This is a genomic window from Cytophagaceae bacterium (assembly GCA_016722655.1).
Lineage (GTDB): Bacteria > Bacteroidota > Bacteroidia > Cytophagales > Spirosomataceae > Leadbetterella.
In genome coordinates this window covers 228,169-243,013 of sequence record JADKIR010000005.1, presented here as the reverse complement: position 1 = coordinate 243,013, position 14,845 = coordinate 228,169, and the positions used below count along the sequence as shown (strand labels likewise).

General features: G+C 33.8%; 18 protein-coding genes. 16 read left to right on the top strand and 2 right to left on the bottom strand.

All coding sequences use genetic code 11. The features are described from left to right. Window positions 1–7 precede the first annotated feature (7 nt). The 4 genes from IPP61_16850 to IPP61_16835 are packed head-to-tail and all read left to right on the top strand — an operon-like array spanning window position 8 to window position 2,646. Window positions 8–1,165, top strand: a complete 1,158-nt coding sequence (locus IPP61_16850; protein ID MBL0326812.1) for a DUF4105 domain-containing protein — start codon at window positions 8–10, stop codon at window positions 1,163–1,165. A gap of 1 nt (window position 1,166) precedes the next feature. Beyond that, on the top strand, window positions 1,167–1,964 hold the full coding sequence (locus tag IPP61_16845) for an inositol monophosphatase (protein ID MBL0326811.1): 798 nt from the start codon (window positions 1,167–1,169) through the stop codon (window positions 1,962–1,964). Window positions 1,965–1,970: 6 nt separating this feature from the next. Continuing rightward, the gene (locus IPP61_16840; GenBank protein MBL0326810.1) at window positions 1,971–2,489 is read left to right on the top strand and encodes a putative metal-dependent hydrolase; all 519 of its coding nucleotides are present in this window, start codon (window positions 1,971–1,973) and stop codon (window positions 2,487–2,489) included. Next, window positions 2,482–2,646, top strand: coding sequence for a hypothetical protein (locus IPP61_16835; GenBank protein ID MBL0326809.1), 165 nt, complete (start codon window positions 2,482–2,484; stop codon window positions 2,644–2,646). Before IPP61_16840 ends, IPP61_16835 begins: the two co-directional genes overlap by 8 nt. Here the strand turns inward: IPP61_16835 and IPP61_16830 are convergent. Both IPP61_16830 and IPP61_16825 read right to left on the bottom strand, forming a co-directional pair. Further along, on the bottom strand, window positions 2,639–3,406 hold the full coding sequence (locus IPP61_16830; protein ID MBL0326808.1) for a queuosine precursor transporter: 768 nt from the start codon (window positions 3,404–3,406) through the stop codon (window positions 2,639–2,641). The two genes, IPP61_16835 and IPP61_16830, sit on opposite strands and share 8 nt — an antisense overlap. Continuing rightward, window positions 3,403–4,056 (bottom strand): ABC transporter ATP-binding protein, encoded by a 654-nt coding sequence (locus tag IPP61_16825; protein MBL0326807.1) that lies wholly within the window; start codon window positions 4,054–4,056, stop codon window positions 3,403–3,405. Before IPP61_16825 ends, IPP61_16830 begins: the two co-directional genes overlap by 4 nt. Before the next feature lie 120 nt (window positions 4,057–4,176). Between IPP61_16825 and sucC the strand changes: the two genes are divergently transcribed. The 12 genes from sucC to IPP61_16765 all read left to right on the top strand — a co-directional run bounded on the left by sucC (window position 4,177) and on the right by IPP61_16765 (window position 14,838). Continuing rightward, entirely contained in the window at window positions 4,177–5,388 is a 1,212-nt protein-coding gene (gene sucC / locus IPP61_16820) for an ADP-forming succinate--CoA ligase subunit beta (GenBank protein MBL0326806.1), read from the top strand. A gap of 589 nt (window positions 5,389–5,977) precedes the next feature. Continuing rightward, the gene (locus IPP61_16815; protein MBL0326805.1) at window positions 5,978–6,322 is read left to right on the top strand and encodes a hypothetical protein; all 345 of its coding nucleotides are present in this window, start codon (window positions 5,978–5,980) and stop codon (window positions 6,320–6,322) included. 89 nt (window positions 6,323–6,411) lie between these two features. Then, the gene (locus tag IPP61_16810) at window positions 6,412–6,894 is read left to right on the top strand and encodes a hypothetical protein (GenBank protein MBL0326804.1); all 483 of its coding nucleotides are present in this window, start codon (window positions 6,412–6,414) and stop codon (window positions 6,892–6,894) included. Between the two features lie 369 nt (window positions 6,895–7,263). Then, a complete protein-coding gene (locus tag IPP61_16805) occupies window positions 7,264–7,731 on the top strand; it encodes a hypothetical protein (GenBank protein MBL0326803.1) in 468 nt (155 codons plus the stop codon). 426 nt (window positions 7,732–8,157) lie between these two features. Further along, on the top strand, window positions 8,158–8,718 hold the full coding sequence (locus IPP61_16800; protein MBL0326802.1) for a hypothetical protein: 561 nt from the start codon (window positions 8,158–8,160) through the stop codon (window positions 8,716–8,718). 555 nt (window positions 8,719–9,273) lie between these two features. After that, window positions 9,274–9,528, top strand: a complete 255-nt coding sequence (locus IPP61_16795) for a type II toxin-antitoxin system prevent-host-death family antitoxin (protein ID MBL0326801.1) — start codon at window positions 9,274–9,276, stop codon at window positions 9,526–9,528. A 4-nt stretch (window positions 9,529–9,532) separates the two neighbouring features. Beyond that, a complete protein-coding gene (locus tag IPP61_16790; protein MBL0326800.1) occupies window positions 9,533–9,790 on the top strand; it encodes a Txe/YoeB family addiction module toxin in 258 nt (85 codons plus the stop codon). A gap of 201 nt (window positions 9,791–9,991) precedes the next feature. Continuing rightward, window positions 9,992–10,585 (top strand): 2OG-Fe(II) oxygenase, encoded by a 594-nt coding sequence (locus tag IPP61_16785; protein ID MBL0326799.1) that lies wholly within the window; start codon window positions 9,992–9,994, stop codon window positions 10,583–10,585. Between the two features lie 235 nt (window positions 10,586–10,820). Then, on the top strand, window positions 10,821–11,399 hold the full coding sequence (locus IPP61_16780; protein MBL0326798.1) for a hypothetical protein: 579 nt from the start codon (window positions 10,821–10,823) through the stop codon (window positions 11,397–11,399). Between the two features lie 251 nt (window positions 11,400–11,650). After that, window positions 11,651–12,691: a hypothetical protein gene (locus IPP61_16775; GenBank protein MBL0326797.1), complete on the top strand. Its 1,041-nt coding sequence runs from the start codon at window positions 11,651–11,653 to the stop codon at window positions 12,689–12,691. A gap of 177 nt (window positions 12,692–12,868) precedes the next feature. Continuing rightward, window positions 12,869–13,831, top strand: coding sequence for a bile acid:sodium symporter (locus IPP61_16770; GenBank protein ID MBL0326796.1), 963 nt, complete (start codon window positions 12,869–12,871; stop codon window positions 13,829–13,831). Window positions 13,832–14,175: 344 nt separating this feature from the next. Next, window positions 14,176–14,838, top strand: a complete 663-nt coding sequence (locus tag IPP61_16765) for a response regulator transcription factor (protein MBL0326795.1) — start codon at window positions 14,176–14,178, stop codon at window positions 14,836–14,838. The last annotated feature ends 7 nt before the right edge of the window (window positions 14,839–14,845 follow it).

Here is a 14,845-nt window from a genome sequence, read left to right as displayed (position 1 = left end):
TTGTTTTATGAAAAAACTTTTTGTTTTTCTAATGATTTTAGGAAGTTTTGGGTTAAGTGCCCAGAAATTATCCGAAAAAGCCCAATTTGGACTGGTTACCATTTCTCCCGGTTCTTCGGACGATGCCATTTATCAGATTTGGGGGCACACCGTCTTACATCTCAATGACCCGGAAAATAATATTAATGAATGCTATGATTACGGTACATTCAGTTTTGATCAGCCAGGGTTTGTGGTAAAATTTCTGAAAGGTACTTTGCCTTATCAAATGGCAAAGTATGATTTTCAGCTTTTTGTAGACCATTACAAAAACAATGAAAACCGCTCCGCCTCAGAGCAAATCTTAAATTTATCGGCAGCTCAAAAACAGGATTTGTATGACTTCCTGATGCACAATTACCTTCCGGAAAACCGGGAATACCGTTACCGTTTTTTCTATTATAATTGTTCTAGCCGAATCAGAGATATTCTTACCCAGGTTTGTAAAGATTCGCTTCAATTTTCGCCCACGCTTCATGCTGACTCAAGTTACAGACAATGGATAAACAAATATGCAGCGGACAAGCAACCATGGACAAATTTGGGCATGCAAATCGCAATTGGTATTCCCTCCGATGAAAAAACGAAAGAATCAGGTGCTATGTTTCTTCCTGACAACCTGGCAATAGGTTTTGATTCTGCGGTAATAGTTCATAATAACGTCAAGCAACCATTTGTTTTGGCAAAAAACCAACTCACCTTTGTTGATGAACCTAAGCTTCCACATGGAATCTTCAGTCCATTTGTGGTTCTAACTTTGTTTTTAATAATCATTACTTTTTTATCATTTTCACAAAAAGTAAAACAGAAATATCTTCAATGGTTTGATTATTCGTTTTTTGGCTTTTTGGGGATTGCCGGATGGTTTTTGATGGGACTTTGGTTTCTAACAGATCACGGAGTTACTGAAAACAACCTGAATGTAATTTGGGCATTTCCTTTGTTTTTTCCGATGATATTTTTCCTGAAAAATAAAAAAATCATCACGCCAATTTTTTACATATATTTGATAATTAACATCATACTTTTAATTTCCTGGAAATTTATTCCTCAGGAATTACCAATAGCCATTATCCCGGTAATATTGACCGCTTTTGTCAGGATTTATTTCAATATCAAAAAATAAAATGGATTTAGAAAAAATTTGTAATGCTGTAATAAAGGTGGCCATAGCTGCTGGAGAATTTATTCAAAAAGAATCAGAAAGTTTTACTTCAGATAAAATTCAATATAAAGACATCAATAATCTGGTATCCTATGTTGATAAAGAAGCTGAAAAGCTGATTGTCAAACAATTATTGGAAATACTGCCGGAGGCTGGTTTTATTACAGAAGAAAATACCATTGATAAGGAAAATAAGGACGGATTAAACTGGATCATAGACCCATTAGACGGCACTTCCAATTTTATCCATGGTTTGCCGCACTATTCTGTTAGCCTGGCTTTGGCACAAGGCAACGACGTGCTGCTGGGTGTGGTTTACCACATAGTGAAAAAGGACATTTACCATGCAATAAAAGGGGGAGGGGCATTTAAGAATCAATCGCCAATAAAAGTAACTCAGAGTCAATCACTTAGCCAGTGTCTTTTTGCCATAGGTTTTCCTTATTTTAAGTTCGATAACATGGAAAAATACATTCATATCCTGGAGTCTTTGATGCAAAAAACGCATGGTTTACGGAGATTTGGATCTGCCGCACTCGATTTGGCATATGTAGCCGAGGGCTATTACGATGGCTTTTTTGAATATAATCTTAACAGTTGGGACATGGCAGCCGGTGTATTACTGGTCAAGGAAGCCGGCGGTGTGGTCACAGACTTTTCGGGTAATGAAAATTACCTTTTTGGAGGTGATGTGATAGCTGGCGGAGCGGTACATCCCGAACTTTTAAAGGAAATCAAACGTTTTTGGTTTATAGATTAATAAAATATGGAAGAGTTAAAATACCCAATCGGAAAATTTGATGCCACAAAAGAATATGACTATGATTCTGCTTTGGCTGCCCTTGATTATCTGAAGGACTTTCCAAAAACATTGCGTGGAATCACCGCCAATATGACTGAAAAACAGCTCGATACCGCTTATCGTCCGGAAGGATGGACGGCAAGACAAGTGGTACACCATATTGCTGATTCTCATGCCAATATGTATATCAGAGTAAAACTTGCTCTTACAGAGGAAAATCCAACTATAAAAGGGTACAATGAAGCCGAATGGGCCAAATTGATGGATTCGAAATTACCTATTGAAGATTCTCTTTTGATCATTGAAGGCTTGCACAACAGACTTTTTCATTTATTAAAAAATGAATCACCTGAAGTATTTGAAAAGACCTTCTATCATAATGGATATCAGCGTACTTATATTCTAAAGAATGTTTTAAATTTATACAAATGGCATTCTCAACATCATTTGGAACACATCAAAATCGCAATAAAAAATGCTTAGATTACTTGAAAACATCGCAATTATCATAATATTTGGAATTGCTATCCAATATATTATCAGTAAACTATGGGGGAAAAAAGGCGACGAAAACAAAAGCTGCAGTACCTGTAGTTCAGGTAGTTGCAATACTTGCCCAACAGCCAACAATTCTAACTGAAAGTAGCCTTTTCTATCATTTCGTGTGATTCTGCATCGCCAAGATAGCGGTCAATAATGTAGTGAATCACATAAATAAGAGGTGTGAGCAAAATAGCCATACCAAATTTATAGATGTAGTTTACACTGCTTACAGCCATAACCTGGGTAAAATCCCATTTTCCAAAAACATAGAAAGCTATAAAAAGCACCACAAAGCTGTCAATCAATTGTGAAACGAGGGTAGAACCGGTTGCCCTAAGCCAAATCATCTTATTTGAAGTTATTTTTCGTAACTTACTAAATACCAGTGCGTCCACCATTTGTCCAATCAAAAATGCCACGATACTTCCCACGATTATTCCCATGCCTTGCCGCAAAATCATACTATAGGCATTATTGATGTTTAATGGAAGTCCTTGATTGTCTAACTTATTGATATCCAACCAAAATGCAGCAGGAGGAAGACCCGAAGCAGCATATAGTACAAAAAAAGCATAAACTATTAAAATAGCAGTGAGGTAAGAAATATATTTTACGCCTTTTACCCCGAAATATTCATTGATAATATCAGAAATAATAAAAACAATGGGCCAATTAAGGGCACCTGCAGTCATATTGAAATCAAGCGTAGAGCCAAAAATCTTTATTCCGGCGGGAGGGAGGCCAAAAACGCTTTCCAGTGAAAAAATTTTCCCTCCAATAATCTCGGCAATGATGGCGTTGGTCAGAAAAATCCCACACAAAACCACAAAAAGAATCTGTTTTTTAGTAAAATTCATATTTTTATTCTTCCATCAATTAGTTCGATAACCCGGTCAGACCTTTCAGCCAAATGTGGATTGTGTGTTACGATAACAAACGAAGATCCGAATTTGTCCCGCAAATCAAAAAATAAACTGTGCAATTCTTCCGCATTTTTGGAGTCCAGATTTCCGCTGGGTTCATCGGCGAAAACATACTGAGGGCTATTAATCAAGGCTCTGGCAACTGCCACCCGCTGCTGTTCTCCACCAGACATTTCCGAGGGCAAATGGTCTTTCCTTTCGGCGATATTCAGGGTTTCCATCAAAACCATGGCTTTTTCCAATGTTTCTTTTTCATTTCTTTTGCCTACCCATGCCGGTAAACAAATATTTTCCAATGCCGTGAGCTCAGCCATGAGGTTATGAAACTGAAAAATAAAGCCGATTTTGCTGTTTCTTACCTTTGACAATTCCTTTGAATTTAAACCGCTCAACTCTATTTTATCCAAAAAAACTTTTCCAGAATCCGCCTTATCCAATGTACCCAAAATATGCAAAAGTGTGCTTTTCCCTGCCCCTGAGGCTCCAACTATCGAAACGATTTCGGAAGGTGATATTTTTAAGGAAATGTCTTTCAAAACCTCCAATGAGCCGTATTTTTTATTGATATTTTGAGCTTCGAGCATATTTCTGTTTTAAATTTTAACGCAAAAAAAAGGATATTTGTTTAATTATACTTTTATAAAAACTAATTATTTGCTAATTTGGCAAAAAATTAGAAAAGTTCAATTTTTATTTAACAATTTATGAATATTCACGAGTACCAAGGTAAAGAAATTTTATCGAAATATGGTGTAAGAGTTCAACAAGGAATCGTTGCCTCTGCGGTAGAAGAAGCCGTGGCGGGTTATCAGCAAATCGCTGAAAGGACTAATTCTAAATTTGCGGTTGTGAAGTCGCAAATCCATGCCGGTGGTAGAGGAAAAGGAAAAATAGTAGGTACCGAGCAAAGAGGTGTGGCCCTGGCCAAGTCCGCTGATGATGCCAAAACCATCGCTACCAATCTGCTAGGCAATACGCTTGTGACTATTCAGACCGGTGATGAAGGAAAAGTAGTAAATAAAGTTTTGATTGCCGAAGACGTATATTATCCGGGTGCTTCTGAGCCTAAAGAATACTATGTATCGATATTGCTTGACAGAGGCAGAGCCTGCAATGTGATCATGGCTTCGACAGAAGGCGGGATGGACATTGAGGAAGTAGCTGAGCATACACCTGAGAAAATCATTAAAGAGTGGATCGACCCGAGAGTGGGCTTCCAGGGCTTTCAGGCTCGTAAAGTAGCCTATAAACTGGGCTTGAGCGGTGCAGCTCACAAAGAGATGGTGGCATTCCTTACCGCTCTTTACAAAGCTTATGAAGACACTGACTCGGCAATGTTTGAGATCAACCCGGTTTTGAAAACTTCTGACGACAAAATATTAGCTGTAGATGCCAAAGTTAACCTTGACGACAACGCTTTGTTCCGCCATCCTGATCTTGCGGCATTGAGAGACAAAGCCGAGGAAGATCCTATGGAAGTTGAGGCCTCAGAAAGTGACCTTAACTATGTGAAGCTGGACGGAAACGTAGGTTGTATGGTAAACGGAGCCGGATTGGCAATGGCTACTATGGATATCATCAAGCTCAAAGGCGGTGACCCTGCCAACTTCCTGGATGTAGGTGGTGGTGCCAATGCCAAGACGGTAGAAGCCGGTTTCAGATTGATATTGAAAGACCCGAACGTAAAGGCTATATTTGTTAACATTTTTGGCGGTATTGTACGTTGCGATAGAGTGGCTGCCGGTATAGTAGAAGCCTACAAAACCATTGGTGACATTCCGGTGCCGATTATCGTGAGACTACAAGGTACCAATGCCGAAGAAGGAGCCAAAATTATTAACGAATCAGGCCTGAAAGTGTACTCAGCCGTATTGCTCAAAGACGCTGCCGACTTGATTACCAAGGTGTTGGCGTAAGAAATATTTAATATTAGTTTTGAAAAACGACCTCGGGAGGGGTCGTTTTTTTTTTGTCCATATTTTCCAACCTTTTGTTAAAATTTGATATAAGGTGGGAAAATATTAAAATTATTGGGTCACAAAAGCTTAAAAACCACCATGAGATGTTTGCAAGTAAGCTGCGAATATGCTGCCAAAGCGGTCAAAAACTTATTTGATGATGATTAAAAGGGAAGTTTATAAGGATTTGGGGAAACCAACAATCGCTTTAATTGATGAACAGAGTAAAATCTGTTGTTAATTTTATATCCCAATTTAGAGTTTTTGAATAATGCTTTTTTCAGTTTAAAATCAGATTCAGCTGACTTTTTAAAATAAAGACGATTGTAAGAATCAAGATAATGCCTTTCAAAATTTTCTATTTGAAAGATTTGATTTTTAGTATTTTCTCTCATATATTGCGAAATATAAATAAAACAACATAACAATGCAAAAATACTATTATTCCATTGATTGTCAACATCAAAGAGGGTATTAGTGGATACGTATTTTATATGTTGGAAATTTTTTAGAAACCAATAATTAAATAATATAATTTTTACATTTTATGATTGATTTACTTTTAAATAATCCATTATTAATAATGATATTAATTTTAGTAATTTGGTTTGTTTCTAAATATTGGTACGAGAATAGGATGTCTTTAATGGCTGACAATAAGTCGAGAATGAGTTTTCAAAATATTTTAAGTAATTTTGAATTAGATTTTTCTGAAAAACAAAATTTTCTCCAATCAATTTTATACACAATTCTTTCTGGTTTTGCAGCTTTTATTAGTTTATTAATTCCATTTTCGCTTTTAAACTGGATTTTTGATAGCAATTCATTAATTAATGAAATATTTATACTACTTGTAGCTGGTTTTAGTATTTTTGGTTTAGAATTAATATAAGTCGGAATAGATTTTTAGCTAAAATTAATAGAACAAATGGGGTTAGACTTAGAAAAATACAAGATGATTTAAATATTTGGGAAAGCAAATTGTGGAAAAAAGTAAAACATTTGGAATCCGAAATTTCGAAAATAAATAAAGTAGCTTCAGAAAATAAATTTACCGATTTAACAGTAAACAAGCTCAATAAAGAGGTTTCAACTAATGAACTTCATATTGCAAATTTAAAAAAGTCATTGAATGAAATAAGGGAAATTAGTGATAGAATTAAAGAAGTTTTTAATTGGGATTATTGGTTGAGAAAAAAAATTGAAGAAAATTTAGAACCAGATGAAATAAACGAATTTAGGAATCGTACAAATACTCAAAATATTTATAATGAGTTTTTTTTCGATTCCCCATTGGATTATGTAGGTTATAGAAATAAGAAGTATTCTGAAATTATTTCTAATATAAGGTTTTTAAATAGAGATATAGAAAAATTTATGCAAACATACAGTTATAGTAAAATAGTAAGTGACTATTTTAATTTACTTGATTCTCTGAAATCCAGCACCAACATAAAGCTATAAGTAAAGAGAGAAAATCTTTTTTCAATTTGGTACTTTCTGGCGACGAAAGGGTCTTTTGGGCTTGGCTTTTCTCCAATTTGAAGCATTTTTGCAAACAGTAACTTTGCGAGGTTTATTCAAAGGGTCTTCCACCTGTTTGGCAACATTCACTCAGAGTAAAATTTGGCGTGCAAATTTGGTTTTCAGCAGTAAATATCTTAGCTTTATATTACAGCTTGTGTGCCGTCTTGGGACGGCAAAAATGAGCTGTAATTTTCCTTATTTTGGCGTTCCAACATATGCATTAAGAAAAAGTAAGTAACTGTAAATCAATAAATTAACTTAAAATCTAACCATCTCAATGCTTTTGGTTGGAAAAATAAAATAAATATGGATATTTTCTTATACAATAGTTTTTTGAATATAATTTTTGGGCTTATTTTGATAATGTTTGCAACTTTTTTGCTATCTCCATTTTTTTTATTTAGAGAAGAGAACAAGAGTACAATTATATATATGCTGGTCGGAACTTTCGGATTTATTCTATTTTTTGCAGTTTTGAGTTCCATTCTAAGGAATGTATCATTCTTCAATGATTTATATAAATATTTTGACACTTATTTTAATCTTATTAAAAATTTTCCATTCAAGGCAATTGCTTACTTATTAGGATTCTATATTTCATTCTCCTTATTCGTTGGATTCGTTGTAATGCCAATCGTTAATTTTCCAAAAAATTCAGAAAATTGGGATAAAATATTACCACAATTTGGTGGTTCAAAATATAAGTTTGTTAATATTTTAGGTCTTGTTGGTATTTCAATTCTTTATTGTTGGTGTATTGTTATCTTTGCATAACTTATTATATTGTCGTTTAATGCAATTATTGGCAACAACTCAACAAATTAAAAGCTTTTTTTAGTAATTTGACTGTTTTTCTCAAGTACATAGTCACTGCCGACGTGAAATTAGAGCCGTTTTCAAAGTGTTTACTCTCGATAGCTTCTACGTTTTTGGGGCTTCTGTACTTATCATTTTCGGCTACGTGAGATTAGAGCAATTTGCTTAGTTTTTTTTCGCAAAAACCTCTCTGATTATACTACGTTTTTTATATCTTTGTATTTGTTGGTGCTTGGCGACACTTGGAAAGAAGAGCAGTCAAAGGATCGAAAGTCCAACTTGGGCAAGCAAGTAAAAGTTTGATAATCAACTAATTAACTCAAAGTTCGCTCTGAAATCATCTTGCTTGCGAGCGTTGGAAATGGAACAAAAACAGATATGTATATGTACAGAGTTTTAACTTTTATAGCAATAATAATTTGCACAACATCATGTTTTAAAAACTCAAATCAAGATACAGATAAACTTATTAATTTAGTTTCAGAATTGAAGGCAAAAGTTGATTCGTTGCAGTATAATAGTTTGAAAAAACGAGACAATAAATATTTGAATATTGAAAATCCAAATGGTCGTATTTATGGGCATTGCCTTGTTAGTAATGACAATAGTGAGATTACTATCCTATACGACAGAATTCCTTATCAAGATAGAAAATATCAATTTGTAATGTATTTTTCTGTTTTTAATCGACCCTTCCATTATACATATCACTCCGAAGTTAATTTAGATGATTCTGAAATTCATTTCACAACTGCTGATAGCGGTCAAAAAGATGCTGGTTCAACTATTTACCGTGAGAATACTGAAACTGTTAGAGTTAACAAAAAGTTTAAAATTGTCAAATTAGCAAATGGGTATAATGAAATAAAAATTCCTATTAGTTTTTTTGATTGGAAATTACCTGAAAGAGTTTGGATTTATGATTGGAAAACAAATGATAATTAGATACCTTAACATATTGGATTGAAATAGTTTGACAATTTTCCTTAAATAATTCATTCATACATCGGCATTTTCATACTAAATTCAGCCCTTTGACTCTACTTTTTAAGTTGGTGCGTGAAGTTGGACTGTCGATGTTTTCAAACGCTTATTCAGCAATATTTCAAACTCATAGGCTCGGTCAACATTTGATTAGCGTGGTATTCACTTAAATTTCACTTCGAAAAATAAATTCTTTTGCTATTCAATTTTTTTTTTCAGAACTTGGTATGCAGATTTGGTCAGCGACAGGAAGAATGAGCAGTTTCTACGCATCTTTTTAGTCCTTAGTACTTTTATATCTTGGGGACACTCTGAAAGCGTAGCACTCAAAAATCCGAAATTCCAACGCTAATTATGGCGTAAACGCTTGATATTTAATAAATTAACTCAAATTTCAGACCCCAGCATCGCCATAATGGTCGTTGGAATATGTTTTCTCCATAAAATTTAATTTCTTCAAAATTACTTGTGTTTTTCATTATTTGTACTTTTATTTGTACAAATAATCGTACAAACATGATAACAGCAAATATCTCTGACTTTAGAAAAGATATTAAATCATACCTTGATAAAGTAGTCCAAAACTTTGAAACTTTAATCATCAATCGAGGCAAAGACGAGGGAATTGTCGTTATGTCCTTAGAAGAATACAATTCACTAATGGCTACTAATCACGAATTATCTTCTCGAAAAAATGAAAGTAGATTAGATTCTGCTATTGAAAAATTCAAGAATGGTAAATCATTTAAAAAAGACTTAATTGAGGCTTAATTTTATGAAATACGTTTTTGTAGATGAATCTTGGGAAGATTATATTTATTGGCAAAATACAGATAAAAAGAAGCTTAAAAGAATTAATGAACTTTTGAAAGATATTTCAAGAAATCCTTTTGATGGAATTGGGAAACCTGAACCATTAAAATACAAATATTCTGGTTTTTGGTCAAGAAGAATTGATGATGAACATCGCTTAATTTACAGATATGAAAATGAGGAAATTCATATTTTAAAATGTCGATTTCATTATGATTAATAGTTGTTATGATTATTTGCAGTCTATATTGTTCCTCAGGACAATCTCAAAGCAAGATAAAGAGGATTTGTAATTCGAAAACTTAAATTTTCTAGATAAAAATTTGAAACAATCCGATAAAAAATAACCCCACCGCCAGATAAACCTTCTACCTTTAGCCCGGCAATACTGCCAATATCGCTCTTTAATGGTTTTTGGGTAATGGAAAAGGTCTTTGATGCTCTCGTGGATGCGTATTTGGTTGACAAAGTGGGTATTTCGGAGAATTTCCTGAGCCTGGCTCTTTCCAAAAATCTTAGAGAGAACTTGTTAGAACTTTTCAAGAATAAAAAACTACTGGAAGCCAAAACAGGGTTGGGGCAAGAAGCCAACAAAAATGACCGTGTGCGGTCCGACAAAATCTTTTGGCTGGATAGAACCCATGAAAATCAACACGAAAACGCTTTCTTTGACCTCATGGATACCTTTGTGCTTTTTCTCAATAAAACCTGCTACACGGGCATTACGGGCTATGAGTTTCATTATGCACTCTACGAAAAGGGAAGTTTTTACCAAAAACATTTTGACCAGTTTAGGAGCAATTCCAGCCGTCAATACACCATGATTTTTTATCTGAACGAAAACTGGCTGCCGGGTGATGGGGGAGAGCTGTGCATTTATAAAGACGAAATACCTGAAAACATCAGTCCCGACAACGGTAAATGCATTTTCTTTAAAAGTAGCGAGCTGGAACATGAAGTGTTGCTCAGCCATAAACCCAGAATGAGTGTAACGGGCTGGTTGAGGATTGATTAAGATTTTAGATAGGAAAATTATTCATTTTGAAATTTAGACTTGAAAAGAACAAAAAAATAGATTTTTACAAAATCAAATACCTAAATAAGTTAAGCCCTAGATAACCCTTTTGAAAATAAGAAAATTTGTAATATTTTTCCCCAAATGGTTACCAAAAAACACTTAAAAAGTTGAAAAATAGCTAAAATAATGGATTTTCATACTAAATTTGAAGCTTAATAAAACAACTATCAAAATGAAAAAACAAATCACAATTTTCTCCTTTTTCGCATTAATCATTTGTTCAAATCTTGCATTTTCTCAGTTATCATTTGGCGTACACACAGGTTATGGTACCAAAAGTGCTTATTTAGGGTATAAAAACAAAACTCATTTTATGCCATATTTTAGCCTTCAAATGGCCAATTTAAGAGCAAATACGGAGTTTGAAGATGAAAACGAACTAGTCAAAATTGGTATTGTAATGCCTACAATCGGTACTAAATACTATCTCAAAGACAACGGTAAACTTAAACCTTATTTTGACTTAACGATTTCAAAGCCAGTTTTTTATATTAAACCAGTCGAAGAAATTGAAAATCTAAAACTTTTGGCCGGAAGCCTGGGTTTTGGCACTGAATACTTTCTTGATCCACAGTTTAGTATTGGTGGGGAGTTTGGATTAAATATTCTAAATGCCAGATATATAGAGTCATACGAAGATTTTGATTACAACAATTACACTTCTGTAGAAAAAGAGGATAAGTACAAATTCACCTCAAATCCGACCTACGGCAGAATTTCTGTTAATTTCTATTTCGAGAAAAGGAAATAATTACAAAATAATATGCAAAAGGGCATTTTCTTGATTTGAAAAGGCTTTTTTATTTTTAATAATATCGGAAAAAATGGTTTCTCTATTAATTAGAAAATTTATAATTTATTCTAAATTTGAAAAGTCTTTTCAAATAAACAAATTTGTAATTTGAATTTAGGTAAAAAACAAAGTTCCTTGACAAGGATGTTTTAATACCTTAAAATATTACCATCAAATGAATTCAAAATTGAAACTTAAATAAATATCCAATGAAAAAAATTGCACTTTTAATCGCTACACTGATTATTTATTCAAAATCATATTCACAAATCATTTCTAAATATGGAAGTAATAATATTGTTTATTCAGAGCCAAATAAAGTAACTTCATGCATCTACAATGTAGGAAATGCAGATCAAAACGCTTCAAAAATTTATGGAGTCTATAATGAAATGAATGCAACCAGTAACTATGAGGTTATTGGAGTTTATAATAAAATTATTAAATCTGAAGGATTCAATAATGCTTATGGCACTTATAATTCTATACATTCAGCTTCTGGTCTTTCTTATGGCACATCAAACTATGTTTCAAATTCGAGTAATGGATATACTGCAACAGGATCTTCAAATTTGGGAACTCATGATGGACCATTTGGTGCAGCCTATGGGGTTATTGGAGCAGCTAATGGCACATCAAATTCAGAAAAATTTGGTGTTTTTGGATATGCTGTAATGGGCAATGGAACAAAATACGCTATATATGGTGATGCGGGAGGTGGAAATAATTTATATGCTGGATATTTTAATGGGGCAGTTAATGTAACAGGTAATATTTCCAAAGGAGGGGGGAGTTTTAAAATTGACCATCCTTCTGATCCAGAAAATAAATTTCTTTATCACAGCTTTGTGGAAAGTCCTGATATGAAAAATATATATGACGGGGTCACTATTACCGATGATAATGGAAACGCTACTGTGGAATTACCTAGTTATTTTGAAGACCTCAACAAAGATTTTCGCTATCAATTAACTACCATTGGTTCATTTTCGCAGGCTATTATTTCGGAAGAGATTGTAAAAAATTCATTTAGTATAAAAACTGACAAACCCAATATTAAAGTTAGTTGGCAGGTAACAGGAATAAGACACGACGCATTTGCCGAGCAAAACAGAATAATTACTGAAGTAGAGAAAAACTCAAATGAAAAGGGTAAATTTTTACATCCAGAGGCATTTAAAAAAACTAGCAATATGGGAATTATTCAAAATCAATACATTGATAATTTAATAAACCATAAAATAGACTAGAAATTGGAAAGCAAGAAATTTATCCGGATGAAAAAGGCATAAAAAATATTTATTTAAAAGAAGTATTGAATTATCCTTTATCTATTTATTTTTAAATGTTTTAGAATGCTTGACTAAATATAATTACATAAAGAAATGATTTTAAAATATTTAAAATACTTTTAATTTACTTTTTATTTGAAATTCAAACCCGACAATTTTATTCTCGCCCTCATTGTTGTAGTGACCTTGGCTTACTTTTTCCCCAATTTTGGCACAAAAGAAAGCGGTTTCCCAATAGATTCAGTGGCGAGCCTGGGCGTGGCTTTGATATTCTTTTTTTATGGGCTCAAACTCAGCCCTGAAAAACTAAAGTCCGGCTTGAAAAACTGGAAATTGCATGTTTTAGTACAATTATCTACTTTTTTGCTATTTCCAATCATCATATTATTGTTCAGGCCATTAGCTCAAAATGAGCATTTTCAAAATATCTGGCTTGGATTTTTGTTTTTAGCGGCGTTGCCTTCCACTGTGTCTTCGTCTGTGGTGATGGTTTCATTGGCAAAAGGAAATGTGCCCACTGCCATTTTTAATGCCAGTATATCGGGACTCATCGGCATTTTGATTACACCTGTCTGGATGGGATTTTTCATCAAACAATCGGGCAATGAGTATGAATTAAGCGGTATTTACCTCAAATTGCTTTTTGAAATCCTTCTTCCGGTTGTTTTGGGATTGAGCCTTCAAAAATTCCTTGGAAAATACGCTCAAAAATATTCTGCTTATTTGACCACCTTTGACAAATCAGTGATTCTGTTGATTATTTATAAAAGTTTTGCAGTTTCGTTTTCCACCGGTGTATTTAGCTCTGTAAAAATTAAAGATTTGATATTTATTTCTGTGGCTACTTTTATTCTCTTTTTTGTAGTCTATTTTGTTACCGGTTTATTATCTAAGTCGCTAAATTTCAACAGGGAAGACCAAATAACCGCTCAGTTTTGCGGAACCAAAAAATCACTGGTACATGGCACCGTTTTTTCAAAAATCCTTTTTCCAGCCAGCATGCCATTGGGCATTATTTTATTACCATTGATGATATTTCATGCGTTTCAGCTGTTTGTGGTAAGCATAATTGCAACAGAAATGGGTAAAAAGAAATAAATTAATCCAAAATTTGCTCTTTCAATAGCTCAGAATGCGATCGGCTGATTCTATGGCCTGCTTCGGGGATAAAAATTGCTTTCACACTTCAAAATGTTCCTTTTGTCATAGGAGTACGAGAGTGCGAACTTTGGGAGGGAATCTCAGTCGATGCTAAATAAGGAGGATTTGTTATCCAAAAACGAAAATTTGCTTGATAAATATTTGAAAAAATTCAATTATTTGTTAAAAAAATATTGCAAAAAGAAAAATCTGGATTCAAATGATCAAATAATCTCCGCTTGTCTTAATCAAATCAATTCTGTAGGCAAATAGCGTAACTAAATTTTATTATATTGCGGTGAATTTATAGTCCCCTTATGAGAATTCTGATAGCCGACGATCATCAATTTATTCTAGAAAGTATTGAGATATTGTTGTCCACAATTCCTGATTTTGAGGTAGTTGCCATGCACAATAATGCAAAAGACTTGTTGCGGTCCTTGGAGTTATATACTGACATTGACCTTGTGATGACTGACTACAATATGCCCGAAATGAATGGCATAGAACTTACCTATCAAATACGTCAGAAGTTTCCGCAAGTCAAAGTGATGTTATTAACGGTGTCAGAGGAAGTTCAAACTATTCAGGAGGCTTTTCAGGCTGGAGTTGCTGGTTATGTTATGAAAAAGGCCGGTAAAGATGAATTTGAAAAAGCATTGAAAGTTATTGCCTCGGGACAAAAGTACTATAGCGAGTCTGTGGTTTTTGAGCTTTTGAATAGAGACAAAAAAATTTCTGATTTGGTGAGAGATACCTTAAAAGATGACCTAGCCAATCTCTCAGGACGAGAAATCGAAATCATCAAACTTATTGCCGAAGAGAATTCTACAAACGTAATAGCTGAGAAGTTGTTTTTAAGTCCTGCCACAGTGGAGACGCACCGCCATAATATTTTGAAGAAATTAGGTATAAAAAATGTAGTGGGATTAGTGAAATTTGCAATAAAAAATGGGCTGATTTGAAGGAATG

Coding starts and splice junctions, on each gene's coding strand:
- IPP61_16805 (MBL0326803.1), top strand. CDS start 7,264: ATGGATATTTTCTTATACAATAGTTTTTTGAATATAATTTTTGGGCTT.
- sucC (MBL0326806.1), top strand. CDS start 4,177: ATGAATATTCACGAGTACCAAGGTAAAGAAATTTTATCGAAATATGGT.
- IPP61_16830 (MBL0326808.1), bottom strand. CDS start 3,406: ATGAATTTTACTAAAAAACAGATTCTTTTTGTGGTTTTGTGTGGGATT.
- IPP61_16825 (MBL0326807.1), bottom strand. CDS start 4,056: ATGCTCGAAGCTCAAAATATCAATAAAAAATACGGCTCATTGGAGGTT.
- IPP61_16795 (MBL0326801.1), top strand. CDS start 9,274: ATGATAACAGCAAATATCTCTGACTTTAGAAAAGATATTAAATCATAC.
- IPP61_16790 (MBL0326800.1), top strand. CDS start 9,533: ATGAAATACGTTTTTGTAGATGAATCTTGGGAAGATTATATTTATTGG.
- IPP61_16775 (MBL0326797.1), top strand. CDS start 11,651: ATGAAAAAAATTGCACTTTTAATCGCTACACTGATTATTTATTCAAAA.
- IPP61_16845 (MBL0326811.1), top strand. CDS start 1,167: ATGGATTTAGAAAAAATTTGTAATGCTGTAATAAAGGTGGCCATAGCT.
- IPP61_16780 (MBL0326798.1), top strand. CDS start 10,821: ATGAAAAAACAAATCACAATTTTCTCCTTTTTCGCATTAATCATTTGT.
- IPP61_16785 (MBL0326799.1), top strand. CDS start 9,992: ATGGAAAAGGTCTTTGATGCTCTCGTGGATGCGTATTTGGTTGACAAA.
- IPP61_16815 (MBL0326805.1), top strand. CDS start 5,978: ATGATTGATTTACTTTTAAATAATCCATTATTAATAATGATATTAATT.
- IPP61_16850 (MBL0326812.1), top strand. CDS start 8: ATGAAAAAACTTTTTGTTTTTCTAATGATTTTAGGAAGTTTTGGGTTA.
- IPP61_16800 (MBL0326802.1), top strand. CDS start 8,158: ATGTACAGAGTTTTAACTTTTATAGCAATAATAATTTGCACAACATCA.
- IPP61_16840 (MBL0326810.1), top strand. CDS start 1,971: ATGGAAGAGTTAAAATACCCAATCGGAAAATTTGATGCCACAAAAGAA.
- IPP61_16835 (MBL0326809.1), top strand. CDS start 2,482: ATGCTTAGATTACTTGAAAACATCGCAATTATCATAATATTTGGAATT.